This is a genomic window from Vibrio sp. 03_296 (assembly GCF_002265885.1).
This window is the reverse complement of record NZ_NPKW01000064.1, coordinates 112052-132543: the sequence shown is the minus strand read 5'-3', so window position 1 is coordinate 132543 and position 20492 is coordinate 112052. Positions and strand designations below refer to the sequence as shown.

The window sequence follows — 20492 nt, the reverse complement described above, 5'->3', positions numbered from 1 at the left end:
ATGTCAGAAGATAAACTTAAACGGCTAAAAACAGAGGTACAATTGCTAGAACAGATTCTTAAGCAAGAGTCTAGTTCTAGTGAAAATGCGGTTGTAGCTTTGAAGGAGCTTGAAGGTGTATTTAACCAAGTTAAGAGTATGAATCAATATTATGTATTGGGGCGTATAAGGCTTGATCGTTTGTTTATTGAGGGTGACTTAGCCAATAATATTGAGTTAGCTGATTGTTATAGTCGATTTGCGAATTTGGCTGAGGGACTTGAGGTGTAGTTCCAGACAAGCTTGATCGACCAACAATAGGTACACTGATTGATGATCAGGTAAGACTTGTAGAAACAGACAAGTTACGACCGGGTACGATAGAAACATTTAGGAACGGGCAGTATGTAACTGTTGAAACAACTGAATCAGTTAGCTTATTCAGAAAGTTTGGTGGAGGCCCTAATCAGGCAAAACTTGATGGTGGCTTTGCGTCAACGCACCAAAATGCTGGAAGACAGGAAACAGCTGTTTATCCTGCATGGAGTAATAGTCGATTCGAAGCTGAGTTGATTATTCCCGAAGGTAAAAAGTTGAATATTGGAGCTGTAGGTCAGCAGCCTCCAAGCAGTTTGACTCCAAAGTATCGTGGTGGTGCTGATCAGGTTCTTTTGCCTAGAAACTGGTCAACTGATTGGGTGAGATCTGTGAGAGATGGGAAGACCGGAATTGTGTATACATTTGATGAATTCAAGGCTGCTTTCCCAGAGCAAGTAACGAGAGGTAATTGAGAATGGCATTTTCAACAAATGAAGAGAACTTAATTGTTCAGTTATCTAGTATGATCGATGAGCTGCTTACAGCTCTCGATCAACTCGGAGAAGACACGAGTCAATGTTATCAGTCGGTTCATAAGGTAAAAAATATCCTTAGTTCGAAAAATCCAAAAGGCATGAAGAATGTAAAGCAGCATTTAATGATGGACTTTAGGATGATTGAGGATAGGCAGTTAGAAAGCGATGTTTTGGATGATGTGTTAGAAAAAATTTATTATCAGGTTAGCAACAATGAGATATTTCATCCTTAAGTTATTCCTAACAAAGCAGTTCTTCTTGGCAGTCTGGAAGACGCTAAAATCGTCTTAAAAAATCGCCGAGAGCAAATCGCGGAAAAGGGGTACCAGCCCACGTATAGCGATGCTGAGCTAGCAGATCTTGCGCAATATGGTGATGTCGGTAGCGAGCGATTTCAGGTACGCTTCATGGAAGAAGGTTATTTCAATGACCGCAATGCCCCTGATATCGCTTTGAGCGGGGAAATGGGCATGGTTATGAAGACAGAAAGTGGTCAAGGTGGCAAGTACTGAACCACGAGTTTTGACCAGCTTGAAGACGCTGATACAGATTTAAAACTGATCAGTGAAAAGTTGGGGTTGGAATACGATCCGGCAAAGAAGTATGTTTTGGTTGTGGTCGATACCGAAAAATCCACCCCTCTAACCGGTGTTAAAAGTGTGCCAGCTACGTTTGAGAAAGTTAGTGAGTTCGCCAATACGGAATTGCCAGCTCACTTCCTTAAAGATTGTGCAGATAAGGCGATGACACCCGAATTTCAGGCGGCGTATGCTATGCATGACCGTGCCGCGGTGGATAGTGGTGACTTGCCTAATCACTGGTCTAGGGACACTAAAAAGTTTGGAAAATATCTCCAAGCTACCGGCATATCGAAGGAAGAGCAGAAACTATTTACCAAACGAATGGATATGCACGACATAATCGGCAACAATCAGGATTACGTGGGTAACGGTTTGACGAAAGATCTCAACCCTAATAGTGCGAATCAGTTCGGTGCGGTAGAAACGCTGAATTTCGAGCGTAAGACTATTAATTTAAAAGAATTACACGATACTGATGCTATCGTCATCATTAAGGATCTTCAACCGTTATGAGCTACGACATACAAAAACACCCGGTACAACCCGCTTTGCCAACGATTACTCAGCATGAGCAGTTGCCAACGGGCGCTATTGAAATAGGTCGTCTATTGGATACGACGGAGGCGGAAGACTTGTATGTGCTTGTTAAACGGAATAATTATTTATCAATTTTGACAGCGTACAAGAATTTAAAAACGCATCAATATTATTGCGATCAGTTTGACTTTCCTCTCAGGGTTCTTAGCTGGTTCCCCAAAGCGCTAGAGGAGTTCCGCAAGCCGCCGGCGGCCGGTGGCTTACATGCGGGAGCGATGACCAGTGCCGATGAGAATGTCGACGGAGAAATGCTTTGTGTGCAATTGGCGACACAAGGCTATCATCTTGTCAATCTCTCACGTCAAAGTCCGTTGGGTGACGTTGACTCTTATATGCCCACACGAATTTCGTTTAGCTACCATTTTCTTTATGATCTCGGTTTTTTGGACTTGTTGAAAAAACTGGGTGAGCAATATAAGTGAGGCGAGCTGTAAAATAGTTTGATTTCGTTGCTTGAAGTAATTAACGAGCTAATGAGCTAATTGGTGTTGGAAATACCTTCGTGCTAAGTCTGTCAAGCTAGGTTAAAAGATTCAACTTTATTTTTCTATCCATTCAAATAATAGCTTAATGCTTACCTTTGCCTATGGTAGTTCAACAATAACACACGGGACAGCGCACATTACGACGAAGAGTGTTTGTAGCTACCTACATTTTAAAAGGCATACCATGGTTAATTGGAAACAACTATTTTCAGCAACAAGCAAAGTATTGTCAGTGTTAATGATTGCGCTTCTTAGCCTGTTAAGCGCTGAGGGATCCCCTCATAATTTCCCCAAAGCGCAACCATGTTCGAATAGATTTTGAGCAAGCTGAGTTCTGAGGAATCCCCTGATGATTTTTATCTAAATCATCAGGGGATTCCTCAGTGCAATGTGCCCAATTCTAGGTGACTAATTATGGAATCATATAAGTTAATTAAAAGCATTTTGGGTGGGATTTATGGAGCCCAGGTAGGCTTGGATGATGAAGAAGCCATTGCTGCATTTCAAAAAGATTTGCAGCATGAACCTTTTCGAGAAGGTATTGAGGCTGAACTCAAAAAGGCCTTTAGTGATGAATCTCTGTCTTGGGCAAAACTGATGGATGATTGCGAAGTTTCCTTTTTTGAAACTGAAGAAGAAGCAAAATCAGTTGCCAAAGAGTTTTTATGGGACGTTGTATTTCCTGCTGAATAGTTATTGATCTGTTGTTCCAGACAAACTTACTCCATATGTACAACGCTGGAATCAGAGATAAGTGCACTCCGAAACTTTGGTGTAAACAGAAGTGGTGTTCATACCGATATAGCTATCAGGTCTGAGTTTGCGGCACTAAGCCCTCAGATCGCGAACAATAACATCCCTTTGATAAAAGCGTATTCAGCATGGAAAAAGCAAGAATGGCAGAAGCTGGAAAGCTTACTACCTATCGGGGATTGGCCACCTTACAGAGGTTTTGTAAAGAGGTCTGAAGGTGTTTTTGAGCCAGGAATGCTATTTGATCGATTCGGTGGGAGATTTTAAAATGGCGTTTTCTTTGATGGTGGTAGTTTTGTATCACCTGCCGGAACGCCATTTACTTCAAGAGGGTTACCGGATAGTACGCTACATGCTCCGAAGAGTGTCTATCAAGTGCTTAAGCCAATTAAAGGGCATCATGGCCCAACAATTCCATGGTTTAAACAGGAAGGAATGGGAGTTCAATGGGAGTTGAATAACAACATTGATAACCATTTTAAAAAATGGTTATATCCGACTGATTAATAGAACAGCTCAAGGTCAATGAAATGAATATTATTATCAATAAATCAACTTGTATTTGATGGTACTGAGCAGGACTTCTACTCGTTTAGAGTAGAGGTTAAATGTCCGAAATGTTTTAGCAACCTTTCATTTCTAGCTGATGATATGATTCCAATAGAAGATTTGAACATAGGCCTTTTTCCCAAAGGATTTACAAAACAATTAAACCTGAAGAGAAGAGCTGGCGGAAATGTTTTTGAAAACGAGAGAGGATTAGTTTCTTATGCGATGCAGTGCAAATGTAAGTCTTGTGGAACAAAAAGTGCAGTAATTGCAGGAATAGGAGAAATCCAACCAACCAGACTGAATGTTGTTGTTGAAGGTGTTGTTGCGGAAGCTTAGTCCCAAAAATAGCAGGGGTAACACTCGCCCATGCCATAGAAGTTGATTTTGCAACGAATCGTAAGAATCCAGGTTTTAGGTTGAGTGAAGATATGCATAAGGCGAAGGCCATGCTCGAAGAGAGAGGCGTTGTGTTTCCGCCGCCCACGCCTAGAGAGGTTCGAGAGGCGTTAAAGCAAGGGCAATAAAGATGCATTAGCGCGTCGTAGTCGCAAAGTGACTTGGCGAGTATCACAACGGAAAGTACCGTTGGTATTTTTATCTACCCAACAGTCACACGCCAATCATGCTGGTGGAAGATGAGCGATGCTACTTCTACCAATGTGACCAAATTGGCACACCTTTGGCTCTGGTGGATGAACAAGGCTCCATTGTTTGGCAAGCCCGTTACGACACATATGGACGTGCGCACATTGAGGTGGAGAGCGTTGGCAACCCGCTCCGTTTTCAAGGCCAATATCACGATGTGGAAACAGGGCTTCACTACAACCTTGCCCGTTACTACGACCCCAGAACTGGGCGCTTTATTCAGCCAGACCCGATTGGGCTTTTAGGCGGCGTAAACCATTATCAATATGCTCCCAATCCGGTGATGTGGGTAGACCCGCATGGTTTATGTGCCCAAAGAGGACACTCCTGCAATAAAAGCTGGCGTGAACGATACCCAACCGCAACAGCCGATGTTTTACGCGATGGGCTCAGGCAATTACGCCAGCGCGGTGAAAACAGCCAGCCCGACTTATCAATTACATGCCATAGCGCCAGATGAATACAAAGGTGCTGCACTTGAGGCAATACACTTGGCGCTTGATGGTGCCGGTATGGCTCCTGGAATTGGCATTGTTGCGGATTTAATTAATGCGGGGCTGTATGCGTTACGTGGCGACTTTTTGAATAGTGGCTTGTCTTTATTGTCTGGCTTGCCAATCCTTGGGCAGGGAGTGACGGCAGCAAAATATGGCAACAAAGCACTAAATGTAGCCACGGAGAGAGCAGCAAAGGGAAGTGATAGCCTAACATCAGCTGCCAAACAACTGGATGGGCCGAAAGGGGTTCACCCGATAAAAGCTCGTATGAAGCCTTTCAAGGTGCCATGCTTCAAACCCAGTGATACATTACGCAAGAAAAACAAAGACAATATAAAAAGCTTTGAACAGAATTATGCAAGGCAACTGAAGCATCAAGAAAATGGCTTAAACGATTTAACCATTGGCGAGTACTTAGAAAACCGTGAGCGTTACCGAAACATAAAGCGTAAAGGAACTGGTTCTGCTCAAACGGACTTTAGAGAAAGTTTTGAGAGCGACTTATATCAATCCTTGCATAAGTCGTATCTGAAAACAAAGTCCATTATTGAAGCGGAAAAACTTGCGCTTCAAAGAACAGAAGAAATTATGGCTAACCTCGCAGCATTACATGACCCAGATATGATTGCAGGTGGTGCAGATAAAGTTTCTCGTATGGGAAGAAAAAATGTCAATAGTTCAATAGGACCTCAGTGGGACAAAGCGCCTGCGGGTAGTGCCAAAGACGCAAAAACCCGCGTGCAATTAATCGACGAGCAAGTAGAAAAAGCTTACAAAAACCTAGGTGCAGATGCTAAGTTGAATATTCAACTTGAGCGTTGCCCACTAAACAAAAAGTAGAGAACGATGATAGAAACTAATGATGAAGCTTTAGCTTTTTTCTTAAGCAAATTTGGCCAACCCACCACGCTTGTTAGTGCAAGTAGTACCGAAATTGAAAAGTATCGTGGAAAATTGCCAGACCAACTATTGGAGTATTGGCGCATTGTCGGTTTTAGTGGCTTTGTAGATGGCTTATTTTGGCTCACTAACCCAGATGAATACCAAGATATCCTCGACCGTTTTTTAGAAGACACCCCTTTTGAGCAACAAGATATCTATTATGTCATTGCAAGAAACGCATGGGGTGAACTAATGCTATATGGCGAAAAAACAGGTCACTCTATTGAAATTAGTCCTCATCTAAACTGGATGCGCACAAAAGAAGGTGACGAGCAAGATATTCGAGCTGGTAGAGAAAATAAAGTAATTAGCAACTTTCTTGCTATTCAAAATCTAAAATACTTAGATATTAAAAACAACCAAGGTAAACCTATGTTTCCAGCGGCCTTTAAAAAATACGGCGCACTCAACTCTGAAGAAATCTACGGCTTCGCGCCATTCCTGTTTGCAGGTGGCGAGAAAAAAGTGAGTAATATTGTTAAATGTGACATTTTTTCTCATTTAAACTTGATTGCTGATATGGGTGAGATGGAAATAATCGATATGGCTAGCCTCGTTTCTAGAGCAATAAAGAATAATGGTTAGCTTAGCGGCCTAGAAGCACAAACTAAACCGCTCTTTAACAACGGGATGCTGTTAATTTTGCTAAGTCGGTTGGCGGGCTTAGCTTTAACGTTTGTCATCCAACCTCAAAAGTCCCCCAAATTATTTAGCTTTTGGGATGAGTACTCTGCGTTACTGTCAATGGCATCGTTGTTTGGTAAGGACGCTACAATACTGCGGATGCGCGATCATCTATATTTCAAAGGCATACCATGGTTAATTGGAAACAACTATTTTCAGCAACAAGCAAAGTATTGTCAGTGTTAATGATTGCGCTTCTTAGCCTGTTAAGCGGCTGCAAGTTTGAAGGAAAAGACATGAAAGCAGATTTATTTTTTGACGCGAAGATGGTTAGCCTGTTACACGCTATACAGCGTAAGGATTCCGCAGCGGCAAAGGCAATGTTAGCGCAAGGGGTTGAGCTGAACTTGCGTGGTGAAGAGGGCATTACACCATTACTGTGGCTGATTATGCAAAAAGACCTCAGTGCCGTTGAATTGGCATTGCAACTGGGGGCGGAGCCTAATTTCCCTGCCATGATTGAGATTAACCGCACTGGGCCAAAACCCGCGCAGCCTTTGGCAATCATTGCAGGTGATGGTGACAATAAATTGTTTCGCTTGTTGTTGAACTATGGCGCTAGCCCCAATTCTCGAAATGATGCTACCGGGCATTCTGCTTTATTTCGTTGTATCGGGCATGACAATTGGCAGCAATTTACTTGGTTGCTGGAAAATGGCGTCGATATCAATGCTACAGATAATTCGAATAGGAATGCAGCGTTGTATGCCACAGGATTATTAAAATACGATTTTGTCGTTAAATTACTTGAACTTGGTATCGATTATACGAAACCAAATAATGCAGGGGTGACACTCGCTCACGCTATAGAGACGGTTTTCGGAAATAATCGCAAGAATCCTAGTTTTAGGTTGAGTGAAGATATGCATAAGGCGAAAGCCATGCTCGAAGAGAGAGGCGTTGTGTTTCCGCCACCCACTCCCCAAGAAGTACGAGAGGCGTTAAAGCAAGGGCAGTCATGAGGTGCATTCTAGGCTTGCTGCAGAAAATTAAATCAACGTATAACTCCTGTTAGTAAAAAGGGGTAAGAAGATTGTTGAGACCTTGGTGAAAGTACAATTAAAAATATGCCAGCTGTATTCGCTGGCATATTACTGCCGCACATTGATGGTGCAGTGTGCCACTATCGAGATTTAAATCGGATTAGAACTGAGCTTGAATCCAAATCATTCGGTGGTCTGAAGAGACGTCTTTACCATTGCCGAATTTACCAATTCTCGGGTCATTAAAGAGCTTGCGACCCTCTTCGTATGATGCCGCCCAGTAGACACCCGAATTGACCACATTCAGGTTGGCAGATGGCAGAACATAGTCAACGGCAAGACCAAATGTTGATGTCATGCGGTTTGGAATAGGGTGGGTGGATTTACTATCAACCGCATGTTCTGCAGCACCATAGCTAGTTGGGTATAGGTTACCGTTCATGACATTCTGGTTGACTAATGGATCACTATGTAATGCCTGCATAATGTCGCTAAATCCATCACCGGCTAAGGGATCAAGGTTTTGATCTCCCATCATGACGAATTTAGCGCCTGTTGGGAGACCACCTGTTTTCCCAGAATCGTCGTAGAAGTACGCTTTGCCTTGAATATAGTGATGCCAGAACTGCACTTCGGCACCATTTTGCGCTTTGTTCTTGCCTGGATCAAACACAGGTGGCGTCGGGTGAGACATTAGTAGGTGAACCACTTCATCCCCTTTTTCAGTTGGAATGATGATAGGGGCATCAACGTGGTTTTTCGATGACAGACGGACTTCTTGCCACTCTTCTGTCGTGTACCAAGCATCGCCACATTGCATGCCATCTGGAATTTTCTGAGAACCGTCGCAAATGGTTATAGTTGGTATTTGAGCGCCTTCCATATCTTTCCACTTAAACGTTTGGAATGTTCTTGTGTTTTCTGTATCAATTTTGTACTTCGACATTAAGGCAAAGGCGTATTGGCCATGATAGAAGCCAAAGCCCCATGCGTCGCCGGGAAGTTGGCCAGCAGTACCATTATTGTCTAGGTCGAAGGAGCTGGCTAAGCCAGTATTCGTTGAGTAGGATTCAGCATAAGGGTATTCAATCGGCTCTAAATTTGCGTTACCACCAGCGCCATCAATGCTTTGGGCCACAGAAAGATAGTTGTTTTGGAAGCCCACCAGTGCAGCTTTATTTTCACCAATGCCATCGTTGTTGTATTCAGCCATTAGCAATACATCAGGTCGATTTTTTTGGATGATTGCAGCAACATTTCGTATTTGGATGACTTTTTCTGCTCTCACTTTATCTTGTTCCGCGATGCTGCCATCTAAGTATGATGTGACTAACAGATGTTGCTGTTCTGGCGTTACTTGCATTTCATCCACGAGATCTTTAAAGGTGTTTCTATCAAACGAGAGATTGAAAGTGGCAATTTTTACCTCTTTAGGATGCACATCAATGTAATCGGTATCGTTGCTACAGCCTCCAAGTAATGCGGTGCTAATGAGGAAAGCGAGGGTCGTTTTAGAGTGTTTCATTCTTCTGTTATACCTTATTGTGATTTCGGGCAAATACTAAGGTTATCAATAAGTTCTGTAAGCGATTTGCGTCACATAAGTATTTTCAATGTTGCAGTCAAATACATATTTTGTGTGATTGCTGCAAATAAATGCATCACTTTCAACAGCAAAAGGTTATATCCAAATAGTGGAAGCGCTTTTATCGTGGTTTGAGCGTTGGGTGTGTCTGGATGACAAACGGCATCTAGAATCTGAATTATGAGCAACGCGCTAGAGGAATACAGGATGCATTAGGAGGAGCAGGGGTTATCTCAGGTATAAAAATAGGATGCTCATGAGCATCCTATTTTTATGAAGAGGCTAAGATGACATGCTTAACGGTGGGACCGGAACTTCAAGAAAGCACGCAATGACTCGATATAACTCGCCTTCAGCGACGCTAACTTGGCCGTCGGACTCAATGGCTAATCGGCATGCCTTAACAAACGTTCTTCTATCTGTAATCTTGAGTTGCAAGAGTAACTCTAACGCCGCACGGCTTAGCTTCCAGTTATGATGGGCGGGCTCAAGAGGGTGAGATGCTAGCCCTAATAGTGCAAGTGATTGATTATAGGCGCTTTGTGCACTCACTGAATCGGTGTGGCACACCCACGCTAATTCTCTAAGCAGCCACACCACACTCTCTTGGAGTTGCTTGATTGATTTACGTTGAGGCGCTTTACCAAAGGTGGTGAGGAGCTGTTTCTCCAACAAATTGACGACGCACCATTCTGAGAGCGAGTAGTGATCATCCGCAAGGGCAAGGTCACGCAACACTTGGCAGAATCGCGCTCTTTGTCCCTCACTGAGCGCTTTCAGGGCAGGAATTGAAAGCTCAAGAAGAGGTAAGCGCAAATGAGCGGGAATGTCATGATCCAACCAAGGGAGCAATTGAGGCTGAGAGGCCGGTGGTACATGGCATTTTATCATCTCTCTTTGACGGTCACTTCCATCATGAATTAAAGCAAAGGCAATAAAACGTGCGCTGTAGGGTTCACGAGCGATGTCGATCAACGGTTGGGGCAATTGACCAATGAGTTGTTGACCAACTTCGCTGAGTTGATCGGAAGTTGGTGCTTCTTCTACGTATTGCGAATGTTGTTGAGACGAAAATCCACTCGACATTTGGTTGTCAAAGGCGGGGGCCTGTTGCGATGATGCCCTTTTAAAACGGCCGTCCCACTGAGGTTCGATACGTCGAATTCTTTCTTCTAGAGGTGGGTGAGTTGCAAAAAATCCCGACAGTCCAGAAAGTTGGGCTTGCCCAAACATCATATGGCTAAATTCACTCGTGGCGCGAGCATCGAGTGTTGAGCCGTACGAATCGCTGCCAATTTTTTTGAGCGCACCAGCGATCCCTTGATCGTTGCGAGTAAATTGCACGGCACTGGCATCGGCAAGAAATTCACGCTGCCTAGAAATTGCGGCTTTGATCATTGAGCCAAACAGAGTGCCAAGCCAACCTAAAACCAAACAGACCAGTGCGATCATAAAAATGATGGCAAAGCCTTTGTCTGAATCGGATGAACGACGTGATACTCGGCTTGAGCGAGGCATGTTGTCGAGAACCAGATGACCAAAGTGCGCGATACAAGTGATGCCAAATAATATCCCGATTAGACGTGTGTTCAGGCGCATGTCACCGTTTAATATATGACTAAACTCATGAGCGATAACGCCTTGTAGTTCATCTCGGCTAAAGCTGTCTAATGCCCCCTGAGTGATACCAATTACGGCGTCATCAATACTCATTCCAGCAGCAAAGGCATTGATTCCCCGTTCGTGTTCCATCAAATAAACTGGCGGCACAGGCACACCTGCGGCAATCGCCATCTCTTCAACGACGTTCAAAAGTTGGCGATGTTTACGACTTGTGGTGTCGGTGGAAACAAGTTTCCCGCCCATACTCTCGGCGACACCACGGCCTCCATTGGATTTGAGATCGGAGAGGCGAATTAAGGAGCTCATGCCGATGACAAAAGCGACACCGGCAAAGCAAATGAGACTATAGCTTACCGCCGTGTGCGTATCGAAAGGGGTTTCTGTTACCCCAAAATAGATCGCGATCGACAAAGTACTCACCAAAGCGGTGATGGTGAGCACGGCAAAGGTAAACAGAAAAACCAAGAGTCCAGTTCGCTGCCGAGCGGCATCTTGATGCTGAAAAAAATCCATTAGAAGGTCACCTTAGGTGCTTCTTGAATCGCTTCACTGTCGGCAAACTCAAGGAGTTTTCCATCAAGGAAACCAAACATATTTGCAAATAGCACAGGGGGGAAGGTTTGCTTGTATGTGTTGTAACTGGTGACGGAGTCATTAAAAGCTTGGCGAGCAAAGGCGACTTTATTTTCGGTGCTGGTGAGCTCTTCTTGGAGTTGAGCCATGGTTTCATTCGCTTTCAGTTCTGGATAGGCTTCCACGACGACATTGAGTTTGCTTAGTGCATTTTTTAATACCCCTTCCGCTTGGCTGAGTAAGCTGATCGCAGAGTCGCTGTCTGGCGCAGCGCTCGCCGCTTTTAAACCTGACAGCGCTTGGTTACGAGCTTGAATCACACGTTCAAACGTCTCTTTCTCGTGCTCCATATACCCTTTAGCGGTGTTCACGAGATTCGGGATAAGGTCGTAACGTCGTTTGAGCTGCACTTCGATTTGGGCGAAGCTGTTTTTAAAGCGGTTTCGCAAAGTCACTAACTTGTTGTAGATACTGATCGCGTATACAACGATCAGCAATACGAGAACAATAAAAACGATGAATGTAGTCATGATAAATCCTATTTTCCTATACTTTGGTTTTTTATATAACCAATTGACATGAAAGGCAAATTTCGAATTTTATACCGTATTGCAACCGCGACTGATTGCACATTTATTTCTATGATTAAGTCGATATTTTCCCAACATGAAAAAGGCCAAGCAGTAGAGCTTGGCCTTGAATATACAGAAGTAGGATGAAGAACATGAGGCGATTAGGCGCTCATTGGTACCAATATCATTGTGCCAAGGATGACGGTAATCAAGCCCGCTAGCACAGGAACCGAAGTACGTTTGACGACTTCAAATGGACTGATGTGTGCCATACCAGAGGTAGCAACCACCACGCCAGAAACGGGAGAAATGGTGCGGCCAAGGTTAGAGGCTTGTAACATTGGAATAATCAAGAATGCTGGATTCAGTCCCATTTTCGCCGCCAGAGATGGGGCGAGTTCTACAAACGCGTAGAAAGGCGCATTCCCCGATCCTGTTGCGATAGCGGCTGCAACCGTAAGACCAGTCAAAATCAGCATGAGTGCGATACCACCTGCACCTGCGGTTTCTGCAAGATGAAGAAGGTTGTCAATCGCGCCAATAGACATAAGGCCTTGGGCAAATACGCCAGCGGCAACCAATAACATCACAACGCCTTTGAAGGCATCTGCCATGCCGTCGTAACACGCATCGAGATCGTCGAGTGATTTCTTACCATCAAATTTGTTCACCACGTAATGGACCAATGCACCGATAAAGATCGACAGTACAACAATGGTATAGATATCGAGGCTTAATCCAGGAATGGTGCGGCCATTAAATAAGAAAACACCAATGATCGGTAGGAATGGCAGCAGCGCATAGAATGCAGGTGCATCGGCTTTGATTTCCGAAACGTCGATCTTTTCCATTGGGGTGTTGTCTTTCTTATCAAGGTATTTGTTCCAGAAGAAAGCGGCGACCGACATAACAATAATGGCGCAAATAGAAACAGGCAGAACGGTTTGCACTGCAAACACATCCAGCGCTAGGCCCGATTTTTCCGCAGCAATTACAACGTCACCTGAGGTCGGGGACAAAATGATCGCTGCTGGAGATGCACAGACTGCCGCGGCAGCAGGGCGAGAAATGCCCATTGCGGTCATCATTGGGAAAAGGGTTGCCATCAAAAGCACGCCCAAACCAGTTGCAGAGCTTACGGCAAGAGACATTAAGCACGCAACAATATAGGCCGCTACCAACAAAACGTAAGGCGATTTAATAACGGAAAGAGGTTTAGAAAACTGTTTTACAACCACATTATTGGCGCCGATATGTGTCATGTAAGCGGCGAAACCACAAAGTAACATGATTTGCATACCCAAGCCGCCGCCACGGTTTTGTAGCATAAATTTTACGTATTCTAATGAGTCAGTCACCATGTTACCCGTTGAGGTAATTTTTGCAGGTAGAACCGTGTGGCCCAGTACACCGGTAAGAATAAGTAGCAGAATACCTGCAGTCAGTAGCACACCTGCCGCTTTGTAACCCTTGACGATGAAGTAACCAACCGCAACGGTCACTACCAGTCCAATTAAGAGCTCTAGCATAGAAATCTCCATGAAATATTAAAAAATGAGGAAGAACTGTTTCAATATGTGTCAATGAATGTACAGAAAAGCGTTCTGTAGCACGAGGGCTAGTTGCGCATTGAATGATCTAAAGCAAGTTTTGTATCAATAAAAATTACTAGTTGGATATAATGTGCAACTAGCGTTTTAGTGGTGTTATATCCTGGTAATTATATTGTATTAGACATAATTGAAACCTAGGTAACATGAAGGGGAATCGTCTCGTTAGAGAAATGTGAGTGAAATTTGCTGTTGATTATTTAAGCGAGCTGTAAGGGGCTTAAAGATAAGAATAGGGCTGATTTTTAATCAGATGGAAGTAACCCCAGTGAAGGTATGGTGGAGTGGTCACTTCCATTTTGTTGGTGAGTCAATGTTCTAAGGGCAGGGCAGCACTTCTAACTCATACTGGGTATTTTCTGTGATAGGCGGTGCATAGCGGACGCCACATTGTGTCATGCTGGCATTGGCATCACCGCGTACAGCCACCACCACTTCTCGTGGTTTAGGGTTGTTCTGATCATAAGGGTGGCGAAGTACTTGCCAGTCCGAGCCTTCCCCTTTGAGATTCGCGACCACAATGGTTAAGCCAGTGTCATCGGCATCAGGATAGCCATATAGAAATGTACAATGCTCAGAACCACCAATTTGGCAACCCGTAAAAGGTAAGCTGGTTTTTGGGGTTGGCGGTGTGATATCTGGGTCAGTTGCACTGTTCGAGATGAAACGATAATGCTCTAAACCCGCCATGGCCATTTTGCCATATCCCATCGCCAAACCGGCAGCGATGGCGCCTCGCATGCCTTCTAGCCGTGCCACTTTGGCATCGTCTTGAAGGTTTAAGAATCTTGGTGCCACAGTCACGGCAAGTATGCCTAATATGACGATGACGACCACTAGTTCGATCAGAGTGAAACCCGCGTGCTTTTTCATCCGTACTCCACTACTCAGATAAAATGTCGCCTTAAACAAGCTCAAAGCGAACGGCGCAGCGATTATATTCCTCTGATAGAAATAAACATAGAGTTACAACTCTAAGTTGAATGTTTGTAAGTGTATTGTTTGGATGACAAGTGGAGATGAGCAGAAACGAAAACGGAGGGAAGCCCCTCCGTGAATTCAAATGACCACACTAGGAAAGTGCGAGGTCGACAATAATGGCGTGTTTCGCGCTATTTCCCACCTATGCTCAAGCGAGAGAAACGTACCTTTGGTGCGAAGAATGAGCCGCCGTCGTTGGATTCCAGTACCGACCCTAACGCATCAACCTCTTTCAACATTTGATAGAAATTACCTGCGACCGTAATGCCACGAACGGGCTGGATTCTTTGGCCATCTCGACAAAGGAATCCGCTTGCGCCGAATGAGAAATCACCGCTAATAAAATCTGCGCCAGAGTGTACACCTTGCAGCTCAACAAGCTCGAGATACTCGCCAGCAGTGACGTCTGAGAAGCTACTTGTGCCAGCGTTAATCACTTTATGGTGTGCTGAAATTTCCAAGCCTTCTTTTGGTCCACGTGATGCATGCCCAGTGTTTTCAACACCAAAAAAAGAGGCCGTTTGACTGTTGTGCAGCAGTGAATTGAGTTCACCCTCGCCGATCAAGACCAAATCACGCGCGGCAAAACCTTCGCTGTCAAAGCTATGGATACGGAACCCACCTTCTACATAGGCTTTACTGGAGAAAGAAATAAGTGGACTGGCGATCACGCTGCCAACCTTATCGCGCAGAGGGCTCAAGCCTTTCATCGCAACAGAGGCAGAAAAACAAGCTGAAAACGCGCCAAACAATTCGCTTAGGGCATCAATGTCGAAAATGACCGCATAGTTACCCGTCGTAACCGCTTCGCCATCGAGCAGATCTTTGGCGAGTTGGTAACCTGCTTCAATACAATACTCAGGATCGAGATCGATATAACGTCGGCCAATGCTCATCGCCCCCGCCATAGATTGCTTGCCCTCTTTTTCAAACAGCGTGTAAGCGTAAGCCGAGTGATAACGCTCCGCCTGCTCGCAAAGTGTCCCTTGGCTGTTTGCAATCAAAATCTGCGATCGGTTATCGCTGTAGCCGTTGTACGGCGAGCTTGTTGCGTGTGGGCGGCTTACGACACCTTGCTCCAAGCGCAAGCTCAAAGCGATTTTGTCATCCACAGTGGCATCACATTCTTGATTAAGCTCCGCGTAGTCGCTGATGATTTGACTGCCGACCACACTGATTTTTTGGTGAGGGTCAATCTTGGCGTATTTGGCACTTTCTAACGCATTATTAAGCATCATGTCGAGGCTTTCTGTTGCGAGAGATTCAGAGTAACTGGTTGCTACGCGGTCATCTTTGACCACCCGAATGCCGATAACCTGCGAGGTGCTGACTTTGTATTCGTCTAGCTGGCCTTTATTGGCTTTGAGCGAAAAGTTGTCATTGGCTTGTGCGATGATGTCCGCTTGTGCGCCACGCTTTTGAGTTTCCGCCAAAAGATGATCGATGGCGTTAAGCAGTGATTGTTTCTGGCTCATTAGTTACCACCTCCAACGAGAATCTTATCCACTTTCAACGAGGGCTGACCGACGGTGGTCGGAACTGAGCCACTGACCGAACCACACATACCGGGTGCAAGAGCCATGTCTTTGCCCACCATGCTGATCTCTTTGAGAACTTTGGGCCCGGTGCTAATGAGGGTCGCGGTTTTTAATGGTTTGGTGATTTTGCCATTTTCGATGAGGTACGCTTCACGTACGGCGAAGTTAAATTCGCCCGTGCCCGGTTGAACCGAACCTCCGCCCAATTTCTTGGCGTAAATGCCTTTCTCAATGCTTGAGATCATCTCATCAAAAGAACTTTCACCTTCTTCAATAAAGGTATTTCTCATGCGAGAGGTTGGCGCGAATTTATAGTTTTGGCGTCGGCCTGAGCCCGTTGGCGCGTAACCGGTTTTTAGGCCACCCATTTTGTCGACCATGAAACTGGTAAGCTTGCCATCTTTAATAAGCTGAGTGCGTTGAGTCTCCATGCCTTCATCGTCAATATGAATCGAGCCCCATTCGTTGGTCATGGTGCCATCGTCGACGGCACTCACGGCAGAATGTGCGATCATTTCGCCCATTTTGTCATGGAAAACAGACGCTTTTTTGGCAACTGAGGTGGTTTCTAGCAAGTGACCACAGGCTTCATGGAAAATAACGCCACCAAAACCGTTGCCAATCACGACGGGCATTTCGCCAGAAGGGCAGACATCGGCATTCAATTTCACCAGTGCTTGCTCTGCGACTTCTTGCCCTAGTGCTTTAGCGTCCAATTGCTGGCTAAACTCCCAGCCCATTAATGCACCAGGGCCTTCCATACCAACGCTTTGCTCGCTGCCATCTTGAGCTACAGCGTTTGTTGCCACACGAACGTAGTGTCGTGTATCACCGATATGCAAACCTTCTGAGTTAAAGATCTCAATTTGCTGCTCACGTTGTAACACTGAGCCCATGAACTGCGTAATCTTGTCACTTTGCGCTCGAGCGGCGAGATCTGCTTGATGCAAGAAGGCAATTTTTGAATCCAAATACGGGTCTTTGTTGAGTGGCTGATGTGAGATGTGTTGCATCGGGTATCGAATAAGATTCAATGAGCCAGCTTGAGCGATTTGATCGCGCTTGTCTTTTGCCGCGAGGAGGCTAGTCACGCGTTTCAACTCACTTTCTTCGGTGCTGTTGGTAAAACCATACAGGACTTTATGGCCGAAAAAGAGTCGGATACCAATACCAAAATCGATACCAGAGTTTATTTTGTCGACTTCCTGAGAGTTGAATTGAATGCTGTTTGTCTGATGATGTTCGACAAACAACTCCGCAAAGTCGGCCCCTAGAAATAGGGCATGATCAATAACCGCTTTCGCGGTAACGGGGTTAAGCATGAAATCTCCTTGCTAGATTATCCGGAATGTCATTTCTCCGGAGCAAATAATGTTTTGACTTCAGCGTAGTCAATCTGCCAGAGAATCTTAACATTTTATTAAAGTATTTTTGTCCTGAAGCTGAGTGTTTTACTCTAATGCGATCTGGATCTTACGCCATAAAGTGACGATTAGTAAGAAAAAAGCTCGGCAAAACAGCATCCTAAAAAAATAAAGGCTGGCAAAATGCCAGCCTTAAAGGATTAAGTCATTATAGACTGTAGGGGAATTACTGCTGCTTTTCTAGGAAAGCAACCGCTTTATCTGGAAAGTCGGTGAACAAGCCATCCACTTTGACTTGGTTGTAAAAGACGTCGAGCATGCCCTCGAAATCGGTCGCATAAGGGGCAATTCGACCAGGATCGGCACGGAAGGTGTAAGGATGAACCGCTAATCCCGCTTGTTTAGCCTCATTCATCAGTGGTAATACAATGATGTTCTCTTTCGTGGATTTGTCATCGACCAGCATCGGTTTCCAAGGGCCAATGCCTTCTGCGTATGTCGCCACTTCTTGCATCGCACCGGGTTTAAACATCCAATCGTAGTCATAAGGTGTTGCTTGGTTACCGTTGTACACCATGGTTTCGTTCCAATCCGTGTAGGCCATGAGCTGAACCAATTTTAGGTCCATTTTCATTGCTGGCATTAACTCATCGTTAATGCGTTTTAGTTCAATGGGATCGAAACATTGCAAATAGACTTTGCTGTTCTTATCGGTATAGCCATACGCTTTCAACGTATTAAGAACCGCTTTACTGATGTCTTTACCTTCGTGACGATGGAACCAAGGTGCTTTGATCTCAGGATAAATGCCGATGTCATAGCCTAGGGTTTTGTTTAAGCCTTGAATCAGCTCAATTTCTTCAGCCAGTGTTGGGACAGTGAAATCAGACTTCCACATGGGAAAGCGAGTCGGGTAGCCCTGAACTTTGTTGCCTTTATCATCGATGTTGAAGCCTTCGGTCACTTTCAGCGTTTTGATCTCAGCCAAAGTAAAGTCGATGGCGTAGTAGCGGCCATCTGCACGTGCGCGATTGGGGAATTTCTCAGCTACATCGGTCACGCGATCCAGGTAGTGGTCGTGCAATACAACCAGTTGGTCGTCTTTGGTCATGACGACATCTTGCTCGATGTAATCGGGCTTCATGGCATAAGCCAAGGTTTTCGCTTCCAGTGTGTGCTCAGGCAAATAGCCAGAGGCACCACGATGAGCAATAACAAGAGGTTCGGCAAAAACAGAAGTGGTTAACAGGCCAGCAAGGGAAAGAAAAAGGGGGGTAAGTTTCATGATGAGTTCCTTGTTCTGATAGCGATATTTTGGTTGGGTATATATCAGAGGCGCTTATGGTGACGGAGGAATATGAATGCTCCATGACACTCGCGCTTATTTCTTTTCTACTAGAAGAGGTTGAGGTTTTGGTTTGCTTACGCTCGTGGGCGTCACTCACTTTCCACCTACCTGTCACTCCGAGTAGTCTGGACATAAAAAATGGCCCATCAGTTCGACTAAGCAAAAAGATGGGCCTGAGGAAGTTCAGTTACGCGATGGCTTCTTGTTCTTTTTCCTTCTCTTTTTGTTTGGCATCATGATGGGCTTTTTCTCCCAGTAATGCGTAAGTCAAACAAACGATAGAAGTGATACAAGAACCAACCAGAATAATGAAGCCACCATCCCAGCCGAAATGGTCTACGGTGTAACCTAATACCGCGTTGGCTGCCACGGCACCACCTAGGTAACCAAATAGACCAGTCAAACCTGCTGCTGTACCTGCCGCTTTCTTCGGAGCAAGCTCAAGCGCATAAAGGCCGATAAGCATTACAGGACCGTAGATCAGGAAGCCGATTGCTACCAGCGCCGCCATATCAACACCTGGATTACCCGCTGGGTTGAACCAGTAAACAAGAACCGCCAGAGTGACAAGGAACATAAATAGGATGCCAGCTGGTGCGCGGCGGCCTTTGAACAGTTTATCTGAAATCCAACCACACAATAGCGTGCCCGGAATACCCGCCCATTCGTATAGGAAGTAAGCCCAAGATGATTTATCTACCGTGAACTCTTTCGCTTCTTTTAAGTACACAGGCGCCCAGTCCAACACGCCGTAACGAATCAAATAGACGAAAGCATTAGCAATAGCTATTGACCACAAAAGTTTGTTTGAAAATACATACTTAAAGAAAATTTCTTTTGCGGTCATCTCTGTTTCATGAGATGTGTTGTAATCATCTGGGTAGTCGTTTTTGTACTCTTCAATTGGCGGTAGGCCACAGGATTGTGGGGTATCACGCACGGTGAACCAGATGAATAACGCGACTATCATGGCGAAAAATGCAGGCACATAAAACGCGGTGCGCCAATCATCATTAAACATCCACAAACCAAATAGGAAGATAGGACCAATCAAGCCACCACCGACGTTGTGTGCCACGTTCCAAACTGACACGATCTCACCACGTTCTTTACGTGACCACCAATGCACCATGGTGCGCCCACACGCAGGCCAACCCATACCTTGGAACCATCCGTTGAGGAACAGCAAGATAAACATTGCCGTGATGCTGCCAGTTGCCCATGGCATAAAACCGAAGCAGAACATGACCAGGGAGGACATCACCAAACCCGCACTTAAGAAATAGCGAGGATCAGAACGGTCAGAGACGCTGCCCATTAAAAACTTAGACAGGCCATAAGCAATGGAGACGGCGGCCAAAGCCACGCCAAGATCGCCACGGCTAAAGCCTTGTTCAATCAGGTAGGGCATTGCCAAACTGAAGTTCTTGCGGACAAGGTAGTAGCCAGCGTAGCCGACGAAAATACCGATGAACAATTGCCAGCGTAGACGGGAGTAGGTGCTGTCGAGCGAGTCGCTGGATACGCGATCGATATGCGCCTTAGGTTTGAATATACCAAACATGGAAAGCCTCTTATTGTATTTTGCGATGGTATCGAAAAGAGTCCGAAGTAAGGTGTAGGGTAATCAGGAACTCATTTCGTTAGTGTGCGAACGAGCAAACGGTTTCGTTCGAAAGCGTGGGAATTTTCGTATTCTATGAAAGTAATTTCTGTGAGAAATGTTACATTTCAATTAATTAATTT

18 protein-coding genes and 2 pseudogenes are annotated in these 20492 nt (G+C 45.0%); 11 read left to right on the top strand and 9 right to left on the bottom strand.

Annotated features, from left to right (window positions below; translation table 11 throughout):
- The 11 genes and pseudogenes from CIK04_RS08205 (at position 1) to CIK04_RS08145 (ending at position 7531) form a co-directional block, all read left to right on the top strand.
- Positions 1-270, top strand: a complete 270-nt coding sequence (locus CIK04_RS08205) for a hypothetical protein (RefSeq protein ID WP_038968539.1) — start codon at positions 1-3, stop codon at positions 268-270.
- Between the two features lie 502 nt (positions 271-772).
- A complete protein-coding gene (locus tag CIK04_RS08200) occupies positions 773-1066 on the top strand; it encodes a hypothetical protein (RefSeq protein WP_045609790.1) in 294 nt (97 codons plus the stop codon).
- Between the two features lie 345 nt (positions 1067-1411).
- Entirely contained in the window at positions 1412-1927 is a 516-nt protein-coding gene (locus CIK04_RS08195) for a hypothetical protein (protein WP_232708619.1), read from the top strand.
- Positions 1924-2433 carry a hypothetical protein gene (locus CIK04_RS08190; protein WP_097352345.1) on the top strand — a complete coding sequence of 170 codons (510 nt, stop codon included), beginning with the start codon at positions 1924-1926 and terminating at the stop codon, positions 2431-2433. Before CIK04_RS08195 ends, CIK04_RS08190 begins: the two co-directional genes overlap by 4 nt.
- 477 nt (positions 2434-2910) lie before the next feature.
- A complete protein-coding gene (locus CIK04_RS08185) occupies positions 2911-3189 on the top strand; it encodes a hypothetical protein (RefSeq protein WP_045610691.1) in 279 nt (92 codons plus the stop codon).
- Between the two features lie 405 nt (positions 3190-3594).
- Positions 3595-3756, top strand: a pseudogene (locus CIK04_RS08180) (glycohydrolase toxin TNT-related protein); the annotation flags it as partial.
- 144 nt (positions 3757-3900) lie between these two features.
- A complete protein-coding gene (locus CIK04_RS08175; protein WP_097352347.1) occupies positions 3901-4137 on the top strand; it encodes a hypothetical protein in 237 nt (78 codons plus the stop codon).
- A gap of 223 nt (positions 4138-4360) precedes the next feature.
- Positions 4361-4904: pseudogene (locus tag CIK04_RS08165) on the top strand (RHS repeat-associated core domain-containing protein); the annotation flags it as partial.
- Between the two features lie 54 nt (positions 4905-4958).
- A complete protein-coding gene (locus CIK04_RS08155) occupies positions 4959-5783 on the top strand; it encodes a polymorphic toxin type 15 domain-containing protein (RefSeq protein WP_176463304.1) in 825 nt (274 codons plus the stop codon).
- Between the two features lie 6 nt (positions 5784-5789).
- On the top strand, positions 5790-6470 hold the full coding sequence (locus CIK04_RS08150) for a GAD-like domain-containing protein (RefSeq protein WP_097352348.1): 681 nt from the start codon (positions 5790-5792) through the stop codon (positions 6468-6470).
- A 230-nt stretch (positions 6471-6700) separates the two neighbouring features.
- Positions 6701-7531: an ankyrin repeat domain-containing protein gene (locus tag CIK04_RS08145; RefSeq protein ID WP_097352349.1), complete on the top strand. Its 831-nt coding sequence runs from the start codon at positions 6701-6703 to the stop codon at positions 7529-7531.
- Between the two features lie 181 nt (positions 7532-7712).
- On the opposite strand, the gene CIK04_RS08140 is transcribed toward CIK04_RS08145, so the two are convergent.
- The 9 genes from CIK04_RS08140 to glpT form a co-directional block, all read right to left on the bottom strand.
- The gene (locus CIK04_RS08140; RefSeq protein WP_176463302.1) at positions 7713-9077 is read right to left on the bottom strand and encodes an endonuclease/exonuclease/phosphatase family protein; all 1365 of its coding nucleotides are present in this window, start codon (positions 9075-9077) and stop codon (positions 7713-7715) included.
- Positions 9078-9419: 342 nt separating this feature from the next.
- A complete protein-coding gene (locus CIK04_RS08135; protein ID WP_097352351.1) occupies positions 9420-11273 on the bottom strand; it encodes a M48 family metallopeptidase in 1854 nt (617 codons plus the stop codon).
- Positions 11273-11863: a LemA family protein gene (locus CIK04_RS08130; RefSeq protein WP_097352352.1), complete on the bottom strand. Its 591-nt coding sequence runs from the start codon at positions 11861-11863 to the stop codon at positions 11273-11275. The genes CIK04_RS08135 and CIK04_RS08130 overlap by 1 nt, the downstream gene beginning before the upstream one ends.
- Positions 11864-12066: 203 nt before the next feature.
- On the bottom strand, positions 12067-13434 hold the full coding sequence (gene dcuC, locus CIK04_RS08125) for an anaerobic C4-dicarboxylate transporter DcuC (RefSeq protein WP_026050821.1): 1368 nt from the start codon (positions 13432-13434) through the stop codon (positions 12067-12069).
- 399 nt (positions 13435-13833) lie between these two features.
- On the bottom strand, positions 13834-14388 hold the full coding sequence (locus tag CIK04_RS08120; protein ID WP_038941124.1) for a type II secretion system protein: 555 nt from the start codon (positions 14386-14388) through the stop codon (positions 13834-13836).
- Positions 14389-14627: 239 nt separating this feature from the next.
- Complete coding sequence (locus CIK04_RS08115) at positions 14628-15971, bottom strand: TldD/PmbA family protein (protein WP_039466374.1); 1344 nt, start codon at positions 15969-15971, stop codon at positions 14628-14630.
- Complete coding sequence (locus CIK04_RS08110) at positions 15971-17356, bottom strand: TldD/PmbA family protein (RefSeq protein ID WP_080533865.1); 1386 nt, start codon at positions 17354-17356, stop codon at positions 15971-15973. Before CIK04_RS08110 ends, CIK04_RS08115 begins: the two co-directional genes overlap by 1 nt.
- Positions 17357-17624: 268 nt before the next feature.
- Positions 17625-18683: a glycerophosphodiester phosphodiesterase gene (gene glpQ / locus CIK04_RS08105; protein WP_017422751.1), complete on the bottom strand. Its 1059-nt coding sequence runs from the start codon at positions 18681-18683 to the stop codon at positions 17625-17627.
- Between the two features lie 250 nt (positions 18684-18933).
- The gene (gene glpT, locus CIK04_RS08100) at positions 18934-20310 is read right to left on the bottom strand and encodes a glycerol-3-phosphate transporter (RefSeq protein ID WP_097352353.1); all 1377 of its coding nucleotides are present in this window, start codon (positions 20308-20310) and stop codon (positions 18934-18936) included.
- Positions 20311-20492 lie beyond the last annotated feature (182 nt).

Coding starts and splice junctions, on each gene's coding strand:
- CIK04_RS08130 (WP_097352352.1), bottom strand. CDS start 11,863: ATGACTACATTCATCGTTTTTATTGTTCTCGTATTGCTGATCGTTGTA.
- CIK04_RS08140 (WP_176463302.1), bottom strand. CDS start 9,077: ATGAAACACTCTAAAACGACCCTCGCTTTCCTCATTAGCACCGCATTA.
- CIK04_RS08155 (WP_176463304.1), top strand. CDS start 4,959: ATGGCTCCTGGAATTGGCATTGTTGCGGATTTAATTAATGCGGGGCTG.
- CIK04_RS08145 (WP_097352349.1), top strand. CDS start 6,701: ATGGTTAATTGGAAACAACTATTTTCAGCAACAAGCAAAGTATTGTCA.
- glpT (WP_097352353.1), bottom strand. CDS start 20,310: ATGTTTGGTATATTCAAACCTAAGGCGCATATCGATCGCGTATCCAGC.
- CIK04_RS08205 (WP_038968539.1), top strand. CDS start 1: ATGTCAGAAGATAAACTTAAACGGCTAAAAACAGAGGTACAATTGCTA.
- CIK04_RS08115 (WP_039466374.1), bottom strand. CDS start 15,971: ATGAGCCAGAAACAATCACTGCTTAACGCCATCGATCATCTTTTGGCG.
- CIK04_RS08110 (WP_080533865.1), bottom strand. CDS start 17,356: ATGCTTAACCCCGTTACCGCGAAAGCGGTTATTGATCATGCCCTATTT.
- CIK04_RS08190 (WP_097352345.1), top strand. CDS start 1,924: ATGAGCTACGACATACAAAAACACCCGGTACAACCCGCTTTGCCAACG.
- CIK04_RS08200 (WP_045609790.1), top strand. CDS start 773: ATGGCATTTTCAACAAATGAAGAGAACTTAATTGTTCAGTTATCTAGT.
- CIK04_RS08175 (WP_097352347.1), top strand. CDS start 3,901: ATGATTCCAATAGAAGATTTGAACATAGGCCTTTTTCCCAAAGGATTT.
- CIK04_RS08135 (WP_097352351.1), bottom strand. CDS start 11,273: ATGGATTTTTTTCAGCATCAAGATGCCGCTCGGCAGCGAACTGGACTC.
- dcuC (WP_026050821.1), bottom strand. CDS start 13,434: ATGCTAGAGCTCTTAATTGGACTGGTAGTGACCGTTGCGGTTGGTTAC.
- CIK04_RS08120 (WP_038941124.1), bottom strand. CDS start 14,388: ATGAAAAAGCACGCGGGTTTCACTCTGATCGAACTAGTGGTCGTCATC.
- CIK04_RS08185 (WP_045610691.1), top strand. CDS start 2,911: ATGGAATCATATAAGTTAATTAAAAGCATTTTGGGTGGGATTTATGGA.
- glpQ (WP_017422751.1), bottom strand. CDS start 18,683: ATGAAACTTACCCCCCTTTTTCTTTCCCTTGCTGGCCTGTTAACCACT.
- CIK04_RS08150 (WP_097352348.1), top strand. CDS start 5,790: ATGATAGAAACTAATGATGAAGCTTTAGCTTTTTTCTTAAGCAAATTT.